We start from the raw sequence: 14,414 nt of genomic DNA, 5'->3' as shown, positions 1-14,414 counted from the left end.
GGGAGAGGGAGAATTGTCCCAAATGATCCTTACTTTCATTATCTAGGAATATCCTCGGACGTCCAAGAGAACATTGTGTTAAATCGTCGCTTGAAAGAGTAACTAAAAAATAATATACGAGGGAGAGATTTCATGAAATCAACAGGAGTAACTCGAAAGTTAGATCCATTAGGACGTATCGTTATACCAATGGAGTTAAGACGCACGCTGGAAATTGAAGAAAAGACACCATTAGAGATTTATGTAGAAGGTGAAAAGATCATCTTGAAAAAATATGAAGCGCATGGTGCTTGTGCAATAACAGGAGAAGTATCTGATAAAAATATTTCTTTAGCAGACGGAAAGATTACGCTAAGCCCAGCAGGTGCAGAGCTTATAATAGAGGAATTACAGAAGAATCTGGTTAAATAATCGGCTCCTTTTAGAGGAGCTTTTTCAAGATGCATATTAATAATTTCACGTACCATAATTATTAATAAATAAAACAAAAATCTTCATCAAGGGATTCTTTCCCTCTTTTGAAGTCGATGTGCTACGATAGTTATATATTCGCTTTGATAGTAATAGGGGGCGTGTCTATGAAAAATCATATAAAAGTTAATGGACAGATCCGTCAAACAAATAAGAAATGGTCGCATCTCAGACAACAACAAAAAGAACGTATTTCTAATTGGCTTCGTAGGGAATATACAAAATTTGTACAATTGAATCATAGAAGACCTAAAAAATACGAGCATGATGAGATTCTTAGTGAAGTAATGGATCGAATAGAAGAACGTGAAATTTGGATTCCATATGGGGAAGTAAAGAGATATTATTTAAGTAAAATCGGTAAATGGTTTCGAAAAATCGAAAGCGAATGGGAATCACAAATACCTAACAATGAAAAGCAGATGGTATTAGAAGAAAAGTAACTACAAACAAACGAGGGGGCACATTCCATGTTTAATTTACAAGAAGGCATGTATGAACAATTGAAAGGTAAAAAAGAGGAAATCACTTTATTTTTAAAGAGTGGGGTTCCAATACGTGGGCAAATCCTTGCAACAGATAGATTTACCGTCCTAATGATGGTTGGTGGTAAACAACAACTGGTCTATAAACAAGTCATTTCTACAATTGCCACGTAATACATACTGGATTTATGTAAATATTTCTCAATATTATGTTATTGCTATATAGACTATAATATAAGTAATTCTTTTTATTATTTATATTTTTGTTATTCCCTGTTGCAGAATCCTTACAATAAGGATTCTTTTTTTATTGTATTTCAACAAAAATATTTTTGCCCCCATAATTTTTAAAATTTCTCTTGTAGGGGTACGGAAACAATTCTGGGTATGAGGGGCCACTCTGGGATTTAATTACAAAATAAAAAAGAACTTTATTCAATTTGGGGTCCCGCCAACCAAATGACTTCGCTAGGAAATTGCTACTCGCATATGTATTGAGTATTGATAGAAATTAGTTTCATTAAAACCTTATATTTAAAATTAACATTATTCATTTTCAGCCGTAAAACGTATATAGATATATAAGACTTTTTAAGGGAGAGAAAATTGTATGAGTAAATATCCTAATAAAGTAGATTTTTGGAGACAAAAAGGTTTTGAGGTTATAGAGAAAAGAGGTTGGACTAGGAAAATTCGTAGTGTAGATTTGAAATAAAGTCGCGATGTTTATAAAAAAGATGCGATGTTTTGAATGAAGTTAAACCATTTGTAAAAAAGTTTAATCAAAATCCTGTCCTGAAAAGCTGGACTTTATTCTCTCCTGGTATTAATGAGCAAAAGGAAATTCGTATTGAAATGGGGAATAATATATTACTATCTATTAATGAGGGAGAAAAGACAAAACGAATAACATTAATTTAATAGAATGAAGGGGGATTATTTTGAGCAATCGAGTTTTAAACCTTACTAAAGCAATTCATAACATAATAGATGAACAATTTTCTGGAGCCATTTACATCAAGGATAACGATGAAATCTTATTTGAATCAGCATTTGGTTATGCGAACAGGGCTGATAAAAAATTAAATACTGTTGATACACGTTTTGGAATTGCATCTGGCTGTAAGTTGTTTACAGCTGTTGCTATTTGCCAACTCGTTGAAAAAGGTTTACTATCATTTGACACTCGTCTTGAAGATTGTTTGAATATAAAATTTCCGCATTTTAACAAAGACATAACAATTCATCACCTTTTGACTCACAATTCTGGAATACCAGACTATTTTGATGAACAAGTAATGGATAACTTTGAAGACCTTTGGAAACAAACACCTATGTATCTTTTGAATGACGTAAAAGATTTTCTTCCTTTATTTCAAAAGGAGAATATGATGTTCCAACCTGGAGACAAATTCCACTACAATAATGCCGGATTCATTGTTTTAGGTTTAATCGTAGAACAACAATCAGGACTTTCTTTTACCAACTATATTGAATCAAATCTCTTCCAACAATGTGGAATGAATGATTCAGGATATTTTCCTTTAGATCAACTCCCTAAAAACACTGCCTATGGGTACATAGATAATAAAGATGGAACATGGAGAACGAATATCTACTCTATTCCGATAAAAGGTGGAGCTGATGGGGGTGCTTTTATCACACCATCAGATATGATCAAATTTTGGGAAGCATTGTTTAATCATCAGCTTTTGAGTAAAGAATGTACAGAAATACTTTTGAATTCACAAATCCATGTTAAAGATGGGGTAGATTATGGATATGGACTTTGGATCACTAAAAGTGAAGAATCTATAATTAAGTATCATGTAATGGGATATGACCCTGCGGAAGGGTTTTCTACTGTTTTACCGTGTGAACTAACTAGTACTGGTAATGTAGTATTATAAAGTAGATGGAAAATTAATCCTCTTGTTGGTGAATCTGCTGGAACTATATAATAGTTTTTACTTGTATCAATCCTATCTCCTACTTCGTTTACTGAATCAGATGATGCGGATGCACTTGCTTTCTCTACTGGAAAAAATCCTAAAAATATAACAAAAACTAGTAAAGACATTAATACCCCTTTAATCTTCATATCAACACTCCTTCAAAAATTTTTAATTATACAATAATTGTAAATTGTATTTTTGTAATTTGCAATATTAAGAAAATTAAACAGGATAAAAAGCAGTAATAAATAAAATATATTTGAAAATAAACTTTTAGATATTTGTTTACTTTCATATCCCCTAAAATATTAACTCTATCCCAATTCCCCTAACATCCTCAAAGTTAACCAGAAAAGTATACATTCAAAATACTATAAATAAAGAGGTTGAAAAGTCCGTTGAAAATATTTAATACATTAACATATTAGTCTAAAAATAAAGAACGACTGCTAAAAACAGTCGTTCTTTATTAATTAATTATTTATTTTACAAAGTTAAAAATTAACATACCTATTCCTACTAATAAACTCATTCCTAATATAAATAAAATCACTCTATACACCCAATACGGAAAGAATTTCAATACATTTATAAAGAGCATAGCTCCACCTTGCTCTCCTGATCCAAGGCGTGTATGAACATAATTATTATGAAAATCTTTATTATATTTAAAAGCCATTAAAAGTGAAGATAATCCTAACATAATAACAAAAATACTAATTCCAATCTCATTACCAGACATTTATTATCATCCTTTATATAAAGATTTATAGATTTATTATATCAGAATAAATGGAATATTCAATATTATAAAAGTTATTTTTGAAATATACGCCTTATAAATTTTACATAACCCTACTTATCAGTAGTCCATATATCTAGAAATCTCAAAAAGTCCCTTCAGATCTTCTGAAGAGACTTTTTCCAATTTGAATAATAATAAATGAACTGAATTAATAAAGTTATTACTGAAACTCCAGTTAAGGTTACAAAAAAAGTTAATCCCAAACCTGATAAATAGGTTACTATTAGCGTGATAACTACAATAGGAATTGAAGCTAAAACATTATAAAAACGTTTTTTATAAAAAAGATGATCTTTTTCATTTATATAATATCGACCATAAAAATCCTCCTCTTTCTTTTCTAAACTTCATGTATATTCACATTAATAAAACACCTAAATTTTACCACATTATGAGATATTATTAACATAATTCCCGTTATCAGAAGTCAATTAAATTCTTGCGATTTGCGGTCTGTACCTCATTTATAAGTAATTCCATTACAACACCAACAACGGGACCTTCAGCATCAATTTTATCAGTTAATTGAAAACCGAAAGACTCATATAGTTTCATTGCTAGTTTGTTGTCTGGATGAAGACTTAAATAAATTTTTCTGCATTGAAATTTTTGTTGTAAATACTGGATTATCAGGTGTAGAAACCGTTTTGCATACCCGTTTCCTTGGAAATGGTAATCAATCATAAAACGATCTAGCCATACGCTGTCATCTTTTGCTGAATACCAACCATACATTGCGTATCCGACAAGTGTTTCTCCATCATATAAACCTAATGATGTTCCATTTTCTTCAAATAAAGATTCTGCTAAAGAAAACGCATTACTTTCAATAAATTGTTGTTGCTCTTTAGCTACGTCTAAAGCAGCGACTGAACGCCAATTATTTACTGTTACTTCACAAATGTGAAGAGCCATAGTTCCAACTCGCTTTCTGAAGTGTTATAAAGCTAGTATGGATAATTTTACTTGTTCTTTCGTTTAAGTCAAGCTACATGTAGCTTGTTTTAAAGCATTCACATTTTCTTCTATTTTTTAAATCGAATTGGAAATGAAAGTAAGTCTATGACCTATTTTTACACGTATCTCGGCTGTACCCCCTATTAATCCGACAGCTTCGCAAAGTGAGAAAATTGTATTTCCAACTTAACAAAATAGCACTTTTATTTCTCAATACAAAATTATCCAAAATGTGATAAAGTTAATTTGTCATAGCTAATACCCTTTCATCGCTATTTTATTTTGTAGAAAACATACGAGAACAGGCTCTCTGATAGGAGGGTTTGTTTTTGTATACATATTATTTTAGAACTGATTTGTATATTTTGTCTTATTCCTCCTTTTCAAAGTATGGCAAAAACACCCAAATATGATATTTTTATTATTTCTAATGTCCGCTAATGCTTATTGCGTAAAAAAGTTCCATTGCTACACAGACCCCGTAACTTAAAAGATTTTCGGAATTTATACAGAGGACTATCCAACCAGATTTAATGGTGGTACCAGATTTAATGGTGGTTGGTTCAAAAACGTATCTAGCGATTGCATTTCATTTCTAAGATTTTCTAACATATGACGTTTTCGTCTTTCTAAGGCTGCCTGATCCATCGTGTCCATCTCACGAAATAGGGTTTCTCGCGAGATATCCTGAACGAATTTACATCGTGGGTAACGTTGATTCATGAACATGTCCAATGCATCGGATAAAGGATTACCCATTGAAAGAATCTCCGAAAGTACAACAGCGTCTTCAATGGCCATTGCTGCCCCTTGTGTTCCATGTGGAGCACATGCATGGGCAGCATCACCCAGTACAATGACCCGTCCCTTATACCATGATGGAAGGAACACTTCTTCTGTAGGAGCATAAATAATGTCTTCTGGTCCTGAGATATTTTCTCTAATCTCCCCTACTAATCCTGTGTATTCTGATAAACGGTCTTTTAGCAGTGCGTCAAAACGATTTTTTTCAAACCGAGGATTTCCTGGTTCAGGGGTATTAATAAGCAAGTACATCGTCTTGTCTGTAAGAGGAAATATGCCCGCTTTGGTTCCCATACCTTGAAACATTGTGGCACATTTGATATCGCTATGCCGTTCTAGAGGTATTCGCCAAACAGAAAAGCCTGTGTGTACTGGATTATACGACGGACCAAAAGTATCCTGACGGAGTTGAGAACGTATTCCATCAAATCCCACTACGATATCGTAATCCTCTATGCTTCCATCGCAAAAAGTTACATGAGCTATATCGGGATCCTGAGTAATACCCTCCACAGTTATACCGAACTTTAACTTGGCCCCTGCTCTTTCTGCAGCTCTGGCTAATATCTCTGCCAGAACAGGCCTAGGGAGTGCAGAACTCGCTGGAATGCCGTCTTCTCCCATCAGGGAAGGTACCTCAACGATCGTTTTTCCATGCTGATCGGCAAACACCCACCGATCAAATTGAAATCCGTGCTCCAAACACTCTTCGAGCACTCCAATTTTTCTTAAAGCACGAAGGGCATTACCCGGCTGATTGATTCCCACCCCTAATGCTCCTAGTTTTGTCTTTTTCTCAATGACAGTAGTTTCGATACCTCGTTGGGCAAGCGCTGCCGCTGCAGTTAACCCACCAATTCCAGCTCCTACTACAAGAGCTCGTTTTACAGTCTGCATTATTCTCCATCCTCCTTGTAATGTAACAGAAATTTCTCATTTGTAGGGGCATTGCTTGCAGATTCTATGTAGGATCAAACCCATTACTCACGAGTAAATAACTATATATATAAACTAAACGGATAGTTTATATAATGTAATCATTTATAAAAAGTATGTCTATCAATTTTTAAAAATGATTTGTATCGTTTACGTTAATTAATTGTTAATGAATGGTAACAAATAAGGTTCTGTTGCAAAAATAGAATAAAAGATAATAAAGCGCATAGATTCCTAACGGAATCGTATCTTATGCTGCAAGTCCAAACAATTGATGGATGAATTCTTTCTGATTTTGGACAGACTGGTCCCGTAAATCAACCTGTTCTTTTTTAATCATATGCATGGCTTCTACTCCAGAAAGAAAACTAAAGTTGTACCGTAGGTACCATCTTACCGTTAACAAAATAATATCGGGCTGATAATGCTTCCACTTGAATACATTTTCCTTTTCCATACCAATCATGCACCTTCTTTAGATTAGTAGTATCAGTATATCCAAGTTTTATAGACTTCTTGCACCAGAACCAATATTAGAATACAGAGTCAGTATCACGGAGTGAATAAGGCCAATCTCCTTCCCAGCGGTATCTGTCCCTCAAAATTTTAGCACTCAGTTCTAAACAAATATGAACTGAAGCCTCAGGGTAGAGCTTTTCCATTCTTTCGATTAAATCAGTAGAATCATTTGATTCTTTTAGGTGATACATGAAATCTTTTAGGTAACGGCGTGTAAATTGGATACCATTTGGATTGTAGGGCTTGTCATTTGGAGCATGTCCAGGTATGATAACCTCAGGTTTCAATGCTTCTAATTTGTCAAGATTATCAAGCCAAGCTTGTCTATCTTCTGGGAATCGGGCGTCCGCTACCCACACATGTGCGTCAGAAAAGACTAAATCACTTGCAACTAAAGTTTTTATTGATGGAATCCATAAAGCAGCTACATGATCAGCATCGCCTCGCATAAGACCGAGGATTTCTACTTTCTCTCCATCCACTGTAAGATGTGGTTCATCTATGCGTTCTATGTTTACAACAATTTTTGATCCATTATTGCCTAAAATTTCAGTTCCCCAGTAGTCGATTTTGAAGCTAAATGCTTCGTTGGCTTCTTCCGCTACTTCTTTATATGCCATTACACGTGCTTCTGGAAATACTTCTTTAATAATACCCAAACCTAAGTAATGATCGGGATGAAAATGACTAATAAAGATTTGTTTAAGTTCTCGTCCCGTTTCAAGAATTTCTGCTACTAAACGAAGTGCGTTCGAGCGGCTGAATTGGGCATCAAAGAGTAACGCTTCAGTCGGACCATAAATAATAGTAGATGTTACTCCGAAACCGCCGTGTTGATCGCTACTAATAAAAACTTTGGTTTGCAATTTATTTGATGACATGATAATACGCCCTCTTTCTATTAATATTATAAGTGTGGTTGTTAATGAGCTGTTTGACCAGCATCTATTGTGAATACTTGAGCAGCTGTGAATGATGCTTCGTCTGATGATAAGAAAACTACCATGCTGGCGATTTCTTCTGGTTTTGCAGGACGACCAATTGGTGTTTGTGCAAGAACGACCTCTTTCATTTTAGGATCATCTAACCAACTTTTTGTCATCGCTGTTTCTACTAATCCTGGAGCAATCGCATTGACACGAATACCTTTTCCGATATATTCAATTCCTGCTGCTTTCGTTAAACCAACAACACCATGTTTTGCTGCAACATATGGCGCCATACCTGGGTCCGCTACTAAACCCGAAACGGAAGCCGTATTGACAATCGTACCTTTACCTAATATTTCGAAATATTTTAATTCGGAGCGCATCGTATAAAATACACCTTTTAAATCGACGTCGACTGTAAGATCAAAATCCTCATCTGTCATCGCAGTAAATTCTTTTGTTCTTGGAAGAACACCTGCATTATTAAATGCATGGTCTAAACGACCGAATTTTTCAATTGTAAAATCTACTAAAGCTTGCACACTTTCAGCATCTACCACATTTGTTTTCTTAAATAAGGCTTGCACACCTTCTTTTTTTGCTAGTTCCACAGTTTCTTCAGCACGTTCATCGATGTCGCCAATGACAATGTTTGCTCCACGTTTTGCAAATGCGATGGCAGTAGCTCGTCCAATACCTGTAGCCCCACCCGTAATTAATACAACACGATTTTCAAAATCTTTATTTATTGGCATAGTCCTGCCTCTCCTATTGTTTGTTCACTATTTTTTAAATTTTTTGTCTAACTTGTAACAAATTCTTTACATTCATATGTTAATTCCTTTTGCGAACGTGTACAATATCAAGATAAGACTTATGTTATTCCTTAAAAGGAATAAAGAGAGGATTTACTCATGCAAATAACTCAACTTCAATATTTTTTAACTGTCGGTCGTCTTGAACATATGTCAAGGGCAGCGATGGAATTACAGATTTCTCAATCTTCATTAAGCAAGACCATTAGACGTTTGGAAGAAAATATCGGAGTCCCCCTCTTTGATCGAAAAGGAAAATCAATTAGATTAAATCTATATGGACATATTTTTTATAAAAAAGTAGAAAAAGCTTTAAAGGATTTAAATGGTGCAAAAGAGGAAATTCAAGATTTGGCAAATATTCGAGAGGATAGCTTGACTATCAATGTGATGAATTCTAAGTTATTACCTTCATTATTTTCTAGCTTTTATAATAAGCGTCCTAATATCAAGATTCAACAATTTACATTGCAAGATGCCTCTGCTCTACAAAGATTATTAGAGGGCACACTTGATTTAATGATTGTGCCAAATCCGATAGTAGATCATCGAATTACTTGGATACCCTTGTTTGAGGAAGAGATGTTTTTAATTGTCCCTAAAAATCATCCTTTTGCCCACAGAAAAAGGATCTCTTTAATTGAAGCAAAAGACGAACGATTCATTTGCTATGAAAAAGGACAAAGCATGCGAACGACAGCAGAACGACTCTTCCTAGAAGCAGGCTTTACACCAAATATTGCTTTTGAGGGTGATGACTTGTCGATTATATTACAGCTTGTGAATGAAGGTGCGGGAATTTCATTCTTCCCCAAATACTCATTTCTAGATGCCTATTTAGATAAGACTAGTATGTTGAGGATTACAAATCCTGTTAGATTTCAAACAGTTGGCATTGCATGGATGAAAGATCGGAAAAGCTCATTTGTTGTGAATAGCTTTCGTAATTTCGCTATTGAATTTTTACGAAATGCTGGTGGCTGGGAAAAAAAATAAAATCACTTTTACTAAATTAATATACTTATGCTCAACTAATCTGGTTCTGGTGCAAAAACTTAGTTTTAGTACAAAAATTCCAGGACAATTGCAATAAGTCTACAAATCTTGGACATACTGATACTACTAATCTAAAGAAGGTGCGTGATTGGTATGGAAAAGGAAAATGTATTCAAATGGAAGCATTATCAGCCTGATATTATTTTGTTAACGGTAAGATGGTACCTACGGTACAGCCTCAGTTTTCTTTCTGGAGTAGAAGCCATGCATATGATAAAAAAGAACAGGTTGATTTACGGGACCAGTCTGTCCAAAATCAGAAAGAATTCATCCATCAATTTTTTGGACTTGTAACATAAGATACGATTCCGTTAGGAATCTATGCGCTTTATTATCTTTTATTCTATTTTTGCACCAGAACCCAAGATATTATAAACGGAGGTTATAGCGTGAGCCGCAGAATACTAAAATATGCAATTTTAGGGTTATTAAGTAAAGAAGATATGAGTGGATATGATATTACATCCGAATTTAAAAAAGCGATTGGGCAGTTCTGGAGTGCAAAGCATAGCCAAATCTATATTGAGTTAAAAAAATTATTAGACGAAGATTTGATTTTTCAATATATAGAAATGGCAGGGGTTAAACTTGAGAAAAAAATGTACAGACTTACAACAAAAGGAAAAGAAGAACTTCAGAATTGGTTGCTGGAACTAGATGAAAATGTGGGAACCGAAAAGGATACCTTCGCATTACGGTTATATTTTTTAAAAGATATCCCTACGGAAGAAATTCCAGTATTATTTAATAACCAATTAAAACTCAGAACCGAAAAATTATTCTTTCTAAAAGAACAGTTCTCTTTTCATTTTGGAGTGGAGAAGAATCCTCTATATTTAGATACTGAAGAATTAGGTCACTACTTTGTTCTGACAAAAGCCATTTCACGCGAAGAAAATTACATTTGTTGGTTAAATAAAAGTTTAGATATTATAAAAAACAAAAAAGCCGATAATCCTTTTAAATAGGACTTATCGGCTAATTCAATTTAACTGATACATTTTCTTATAGTCTGCATTACTCTCCATCCTCCTTGTAATGTAATAGAATTTTCTCATTTGTGAGGGCATTGCTTGCAGGTTCTATGTAGGATCAAACCCATTACTCATGAGTAAATAACTATTATATAAACTAAACGAATAGTTTATATAATATATCTTATATCATTTATAAAAATCTATCATTTTTTAAAAATTATTTGTATCGTTTACGTTAATTAATTGTTAATGAATGGTAACAAAATAAAATAAACACCGCTCGAAGCATCGAACGGTGTGTTCTATCCAGATATAAAGATTATACTCTTATCCCTTTTATTACCACATCAACAATTGATTTTGCAAGGTTGTCATCCAAAGGTGCATGTCCTGTAAGAAGTCGATATATCATAGGCCCATAAATTAAATCAATGATAATTTTAGAGTCTATATCGTTTCGAATCTCGTTGCGATCAAATCCCCGCTGCAACATAACTTGCACAGCATTTTGTCGAATGACTAGGAACCGTTCGCGAAATATGGTAGCTATCTGAGGATCGTATTGACTTTCAGCAATGAGTTGGGTAAACACCTTACCAATAGGACTTTTATAAAACTGCATAACTGAAAGTAACTGTTGTAAAAAATCTTCACGTACAGATCCAGTATCAGGTATTTTAACCTCTGCTTCCATTTTAAATAGAAAAGCATCTATTGAAACTACATTCTTGTTTGGCCACCACTTATAAATAGTTGCTTTGCTAACCTCAGCACGGGCAGAAATCCCATCAACAGTTGTTTTCCGAAGCCCTTCTTCAAACAAAAGTTCGATAGTAGCTTTCAGAATACGCTCACTTACTTTATTACTGCGAGGTCTCCCTCGCTTATGCTCAGAATTTGACTGTTTTACCTCGTAATTAACCAATTTGTTCATCCTCTATATTTGTGCTTAATGTGACAGTTTGCCAATTATTTAAATCTGTTTTGACTTGTTCAAGTTTTGTTTTTATTCGCTTTAGGGAATCAGACCCCAAAACAAGTCTTAGTGGTGGATCATCAGCTGCAACAACCTTCAAGATAGCTGAAGCTGCCTTTTTAGGATCACCAGGCTGATTACCGTTACTTTTACTAGCCGTTTCTCGTGTTTGTCCTGAAGTATTTGTATAATCTTTAATAACTGTATTAACAGAACGCATAGAACTTGCAAGAAAATCGGTACGAAACATTCCTGGTTCGACAATGGTAACGTGAATACCTAAAGGTTTCACTTCTAACGATAACGCTTCCGATAATCCTTCCACTGCAAATTTAGTGGAGTTATAGATTCCCCATCCTATAGAACCTGAAAATCCACCAACTGAAGAGATATTGATAATATGACCAGACCTTTGGGATCGAAGATGGGGTAAGACAGCTTGTGTTACAGCATGCAAACCAAAAACATTAGTAGAAAATACTTGTTTTACTTCCTCTGGGTTCGCTTCTTCCACTGCGCCTAACAGTCCATATCCGGCATTATTGACCAAAATATCAATATGCCCAAATTTTTCAATGGCTTTTTCGACTGATTCTTGGATTTGATAAGAATTCGTTACGTCTAAAGGCAGGATTAATAAATGATTATTATCTTGAAAAGATTGTTCTAAAATTTCTGGTTTACGTGCTGTAGCTACTACCATATCACCTTGTTCAAGTGCTGCCTCAACTAATGCACGTCCAAATCCTTTTGAAGCCCCAGTAATGAACCAGACCCTATTATATACAATGTTTTCCTTTTTCAATGTGCATACCTCCATTTTTTAGGGATTTTTACTGATAATTATATAATAAACTAAACGGTCAGTATTGTATACTGTATTTATCAAAAATGCCATATAAAGGTTTTTACACATCAGTTCTTACGTTGTGGATGAAAACGGAATTCAAATAATTGGTTCTGGTGCAAAAATAGAATAAAAGATAATAAAGCGCATAGATTCCTAACGGAATCATATCTTATGCTGTAAGTCCAAACAATTGATGGATGAATTCTTTCTGATTTTGGACAGACTGGTCCCGTAAATCAACCTGTTCTCTTTTAATCATATGTATGGCTTCTACTCCAGAAAGAATGGATGTAGCTGTGGCAAAATATTTGAACCCTAGCATAGAACGAATTCGCTTCTTTATAAAGCGATGATCTTGTTCTACTATGTTATTCAAGTACTTTTGTTGTCTAAGTCGCATATCACCAGGTATACTTTTTTCTTTTTTCAACTGTTCAATTGCTATAGGATAAGCTGGATTTTTATCGACTGTTATAACACGAGGCTTTGAAACATGAAAAGACTGCAAGGCCTTCTTGAAAAAACGCTTTGCAGCCTTCTGGTCTCTTGTTTTGCTTAGGTAAAAATCAATTGTATTTCCTTTCGAATCAACAGCACGATACAGGTACATCCATTGACCTTTTACTTTGATATATGTTTCATCGACTCTCCAGGAGTCATTTGTTTGTTTAAGGTGACATCGGATTCGTTTGTCCAATTCAAGACCGTACTGATGAACCCAACGCATAATCGTTGTATGGGAAATGGATAAGCCCCGTTCCTCCATCATTTCCACTAAATCACGGAAACTGGGGCTGTACCGTTAACAAAATAATATCAGGCTGATAATGCTTCCATTTGAATACATTTTCCTTTTCCATACCAATCACGCACCTTCTTTAGATTAGTAGTATCAGTATGTCCAAGATTTGTAGATTCATTGAAATTGTCCTGAAATTTTTCACTAAAACCAAGTTTTTGCACAAGAACCATATCTTGACATAATTATGTCACAGGCTTATATTAAAACATGTAAGATAGAACATGTAATTAATTACATGTTAAATGTTGAATTAATTTTAAGGAGTGACCTATTATGAAAGAACTTAACGAATTTTTAGGAAGCCATTTCATTTATACTTATGAAAATGGTTGGGAATATGAATTTTATATAAAAAATGAGGATACTGTTGACTATCGTATTCATAGTGGGATGGTTGGAGGTCGCTGGGTTCGTGACCAAAAAGCTGATATTGTAAAAATTGCTGATGGAGTCTATAAAGTTTCATGGACTGAGCCTACTGGCACTGACGTTTCCCTAAATTTCATGCCAAATGACAAAAGGATACATGGGGTCATCTTCTTCCCTAAATGGGTACATGAACATCCAGAAATTACAGTTTGTTACCAAAATGACTTTATTAATGTAATGGAAGAATCCCGTTTAAAATATGAGACTTATCCTAAATATGTTGTCCCTGAGTTCGCTGATATCACTTTTTTCAAAAATGAAGGAATCAATAATGAAAAAGTTATATCTCAAGATCCTTATGAAGGTATGACTAATGATATCCGTTCAGGAAAATTAACTTTTTAATTTGATATGGTATTTTTGGAAGTCAATCAACTAAAAATTAACCAGAAGACAGTCCTTATAAGGACTGCCTCTGTTTTAATGAATAGATTGATTATTTAAAAAATGCAAGCGTATGAAGGAATACACTTAACTAACATATTTCGAAGAAAACTTACATCATTAGATTACAGGTTATGTAAATTATTAAATGCTAATTTATTGACTGTTCAACTCAATCTTAATAAAAAGGGTACTTCAAGGCATTATTGATAATTTAGGTAGTTGTATATTGAGGTTTATAAAAATAATTAAATAACAAAGAAT

General features: G+C 34.1%; 17 protein-coding genes and 6 pseudogenes. 10 read left to right on the top strand and 13 right to left on the bottom strand.

The features are described from left to right. The first annotated feature begins 132 nt into the window (after positions 1–132). The 5 genes from ORL93_RS29100 (at position 133) to ORL93_RS29080 (ending at position 2,866) form a co-directional block, all read left to right on the top strand. A complete protein-coding gene (locus ORL93_RS29100; RefSeq protein ID WP_078212270.1) occupies positions 133–411 on the top strand; it encodes an AbrB/MazE/SpoVT family DNA-binding domain-containing protein in 279 nt (92 codons plus the stop codon). A gap of 167 nt (positions 412–578) precedes the next feature. Continuing rightward, positions 579–914: a hypothetical protein gene (locus tag ORL93_RS29095; RefSeq protein ID WP_040118779.1), complete on the top strand. Its 336-nt coding sequence runs from the start codon at positions 579–581 to the stop codon at positions 912–914. A 27-nt stretch (positions 915–941) separates the two neighbouring features. Beyond that, positions 942–1,130 carry an RNA chaperone Hfq gene (gene hfq / locus ORL93_RS29090; RefSeq protein WP_265960185.1) on the top strand — a complete coding sequence of 63 codons (189 nt, stop codon included), beginning with the start codon at positions 942–944 and terminating at the stop codon, positions 1,128–1,130. Positions 1,131–1,703: 573 nt separating this feature from the next. Continuing rightward, positions 1,704–1,877, top strand: a complete 174-nt coding sequence (locus ORL93_RS29085; protein WP_265960184.1) for a hypothetical protein — start codon at positions 1,704–1,706, stop codon at positions 1,875–1,877. A 20-nt stretch (positions 1,878–1,897) separates the two neighbouring features. Further along, positions 1,898–2,866: a serine hydrolase domain-containing protein gene (locus tag ORL93_RS29080; protein ID WP_265960183.1), complete on the top strand. Its 969-nt coding sequence runs from the start codon at positions 1,898–1,900 to the stop codon at positions 2,864–2,866. On the opposite strand, the pseudogene ORL93_RS29075 reads toward ORL93_RS29080, so the two are convergent. From ORL93_RS29075 to ORL93_RS29040, 9 genes and pseudogenes are all read right to left on the bottom strand, one after another. Then, positions 2,806–3,057, bottom strand: a pseudogene (locus ORL93_RS29075) (hypothetical protein); the annotation flags it as partial. The gene ORL93_RS29080 and the pseudogene ORL93_RS29075 sit on opposite strands and share 61 nt — an antisense overlap. Before the next feature lie 335 nt (positions 3,058–3,392). Then, positions 3,393–3,653 carry a hypothetical protein gene (locus ORL93_RS29070; protein WP_265960182.1) on the bottom strand — a complete coding sequence of 87 codons (261 nt, stop codon included), beginning with the start codon at positions 3,651–3,653 and terminating at the stop codon, positions 3,393–3,395. Between the two features lie 158 nt (positions 3,654–3,811). Then, positions 3,812–4,021 (bottom strand): hypothetical protein, encoded by a 210-nt coding sequence (locus ORL93_RS29065; RefSeq protein WP_265960187.1) that lies wholly within the window; start codon positions 4,019–4,021, stop codon positions 3,812–3,814. Positions 4,022–4,136: 115 nt separating this feature from the next. Further along, positions 4,137–4,631, bottom strand: a complete 495-nt coding sequence (locus ORL93_RS29060) for a GNAT family N-acetyltransferase (RefSeq protein ID WP_265960181.1) — start codon at positions 4,629–4,631, stop codon at positions 4,137–4,139. A 558-nt stretch (positions 4,632–5,189) separates the two neighbouring features. Next, a complete protein-coding gene (locus tag ORL93_RS29055) occupies positions 5,190–6,374 on the bottom strand; it encodes an FAD-dependent monooxygenase (protein ID WP_265960180.1) in 1,185 nt (394 codons plus the stop codon). Positions 6,375–6,663: 289 nt separating this feature from the next. Continuing rightward, positions 6,664–6,783, bottom strand: a pseudogene (locus ORL93_RS31640) (IS6 family transposase); the annotation flags it as partial. Continuing rightward, positions 6,757–6,870 (bottom strand): annotated as a pseudogene (locus ORL93_RS31635) (IS6 family transposase); the annotation flags it as partial. The pseudogenes ORL93_RS31640 and ORL93_RS31635, both read right to left, overlap by 27 nt. Before the next feature lie 76 nt (positions 6,871–6,946). Next, positions 6,947–7,813 carry an MBL fold metallo-hydrolase gene (locus ORL93_RS29045; protein WP_265960178.1) on the bottom strand — a complete coding sequence of 289 codons (867 nt, stop codon included), beginning with the start codon at positions 7,811–7,813 and terminating at the stop codon, positions 6,947–6,949. Positions 7,814–7,854: 41 nt separating this feature from the next. After that, positions 7,855–8,616 carry an SDR family NAD(P)-dependent oxidoreductase gene (locus ORL93_RS29040; RefSeq protein ID WP_265960177.1) on the bottom strand — a complete coding sequence of 254 codons (762 nt, stop codon included), beginning with the start codon at positions 8,614–8,616 and terminating at the stop codon, positions 7,855–7,857. Between the two features lie 159 nt (positions 8,617–8,775). Between ORL93_RS29040 and ORL93_RS29035 the strand changes: the two genes are divergently transcribed. From ORL93_RS29035 to ORL93_RS29025, 4 genes and pseudogenes are all read left to right on the top strand, one after another. After that, a complete protein-coding gene (locus ORL93_RS29035) occupies positions 8,776–9,672 on the top strand; it encodes a LysR family transcriptional regulator (RefSeq protein ID WP_265960176.1) in 897 nt (298 codons plus the stop codon). Positions 9,673–9,825: 153 nt separating this feature from the next. Further along, positions 9,826–9,939, top strand: a pseudogene (locus ORL93_RS29030) (IS6 family transposase); the annotation flags it as partial. Then, positions 9,913–10,031: pseudogene (locus ORL93_RS31630) on the top strand (IS6 family transposase); the annotation flags it as partial. The pseudogenes ORL93_RS29030 and ORL93_RS31630, both read left to right, overlap by 27 nt. 90 nt (positions 10,032–10,121) lie before the next feature. Further along, on the top strand, positions 10,122–10,700 hold the full coding sequence (locus ORL93_RS29025; protein ID WP_265960175.1) for a PadR family transcriptional regulator: 579 nt from the start codon (positions 10,122–10,124) through the stop codon (positions 10,698–10,700). Between the two features lie 328 nt (positions 10,701–11,028). Here ORL93_RS29025 and ORL93_RS29020 read toward each other — a convergent pair whose 3' ends face one another. The 4 genes and pseudogenes from ORL93_RS29020 to ORL93_RS29005 form a co-directional block, all read right to left on the bottom strand. Next, positions 11,029–11,643 (bottom strand): TetR/AcrR family transcriptional regulator, encoded by a 615-nt coding sequence (locus ORL93_RS29020; protein ID WP_265960174.1) that lies wholly within the window; start codon positions 11,641–11,643, stop codon positions 11,029–11,031. Further along, positions 11,627–12,490: an oxidoreductase gene (locus tag ORL93_RS29015; RefSeq protein WP_265960173.1), complete on the bottom strand. Its 864-nt coding sequence runs from the start codon at positions 12,488–12,490 to the stop codon at positions 11,627–11,629. The genes ORL93_RS29020 and ORL93_RS29015 overlap by 17 nt, the downstream gene beginning before the upstream one ends. 214 nt (positions 12,491–12,704) lie before the next feature. Then, positions 12,705–13,395, bottom strand: a pseudogene (locus ORL93_RS29010) (IS6 family transposase). Then, a complete protein-coding gene (locus ORL93_RS29005; protein ID WP_265960188.1) occupies positions 13,352–13,498 on the bottom strand; it encodes a hypothetical protein in 147 nt (48 codons plus the stop codon). Before ORL93_RS29005 ends, ORL93_RS29010 begins: the two are co-directional and overlap by 44 nt. A 112-nt stretch (positions 13,499–13,610) precedes the next feature. Here ORL93_RS29005 and ORL93_RS29000 point away from each other — a divergent pair, with 112 nt between their 5' ends. Beyond that, entirely contained in the window at positions 13,611–14,111 is a 501-nt protein-coding gene (locus ORL93_RS29000; RefSeq protein ID WP_199676420.1) for a phenolic acid decarboxylase, read from the top strand. Positions 14,112–14,414: the final 303 nt, after the last annotated feature.

It is taken from the genome of Bacillus sp. DHT2 (genome assembly GCF_026241455.1).
GTDB classification, from domain to species: Bacteria; Bacillota; Bacilli; order Bacillales; family Bacillaceae_G; genus Bacillus_A; species Bacillus_A pseudomycoides.
The sequence above is the reverse complement of the archived record's forward strand: the minus strand, read 5'-3'. Positions and strand labels throughout refer to the sequence as shown.

Bases quoted from the DNA above. Each gene is read 5' to 3' on its own strand.
- ORL93_RS29095 (WP_040118779.1), top strand. From the start codon at position 579: ATGAAAAATCATATAAAAGTTAATGGACAGATCCGTCAAACAAATAAG.
- ORL93_RS29000 (WP_199676420.1), top strand. From the start codon at position 13,611: ATGAAAGAACTTAACGAATTTTTAGGAAGCCATTTCATTTATACTTAT.
- ORL93_RS29040 (WP_265960177.1), bottom strand. From the start codon at position 8,616: ATGCCAATAAATAAAGATTTTGAAAATCGTGTTGTATTAATTACGGGT.
- ORL93_RS29045 (WP_265960178.1), bottom strand. From the start codon at position 7,813: ATGTCATCAAATAAATTGCAAACCAAAGTTTTTATTAGTAGCGATCAA.
- hfq (WP_265960185.1), top strand. From the start codon at position 942: ATGTTTAATTTACAAGAAGGCATGTATGAACAATTGAAAGGTAAAAAA.
- ORL93_RS29100 (WP_078212270.1), top strand. From the start codon at position 133: ATGAAATCAACAGGAGTAACTCGAAAGTTAGATCCATTAGGACGTATC.
- ORL93_RS29035 (WP_265960176.1), top strand. From the start codon at position 8,776: ATGCAAATAACTCAACTTCAATATTTTTTAACTGTCGGTCGTCTTGAA.
- ORL93_RS29055 (WP_265960180.1), bottom strand. From the start codon at position 6,374: ATGCAGACTGTAAAACGAGCTCTTGTAGTAGGAGCTGGAATTGGTGGG.
- ORL93_RS29020 (WP_265960174.1), bottom strand. From the start codon at position 11,643: ATGAACAAATTGGTTAATTACGAGGTAAAACAGTCAAATTCTGAGCAT.
- ORL93_RS29060 (WP_265960181.1), bottom strand. From the start codon at position 4,631: ATGGCTCTTCACATTTGTGAAGTAACAGTAAATAATTGGCGTTCAGTC.
- ORL93_RS29070 (WP_265960182.1), bottom strand. From the start codon at position 3,653: ATGTCTGGTAATGAGATTGGAATTAGTATTTTTGTTATTATGTTAGGA.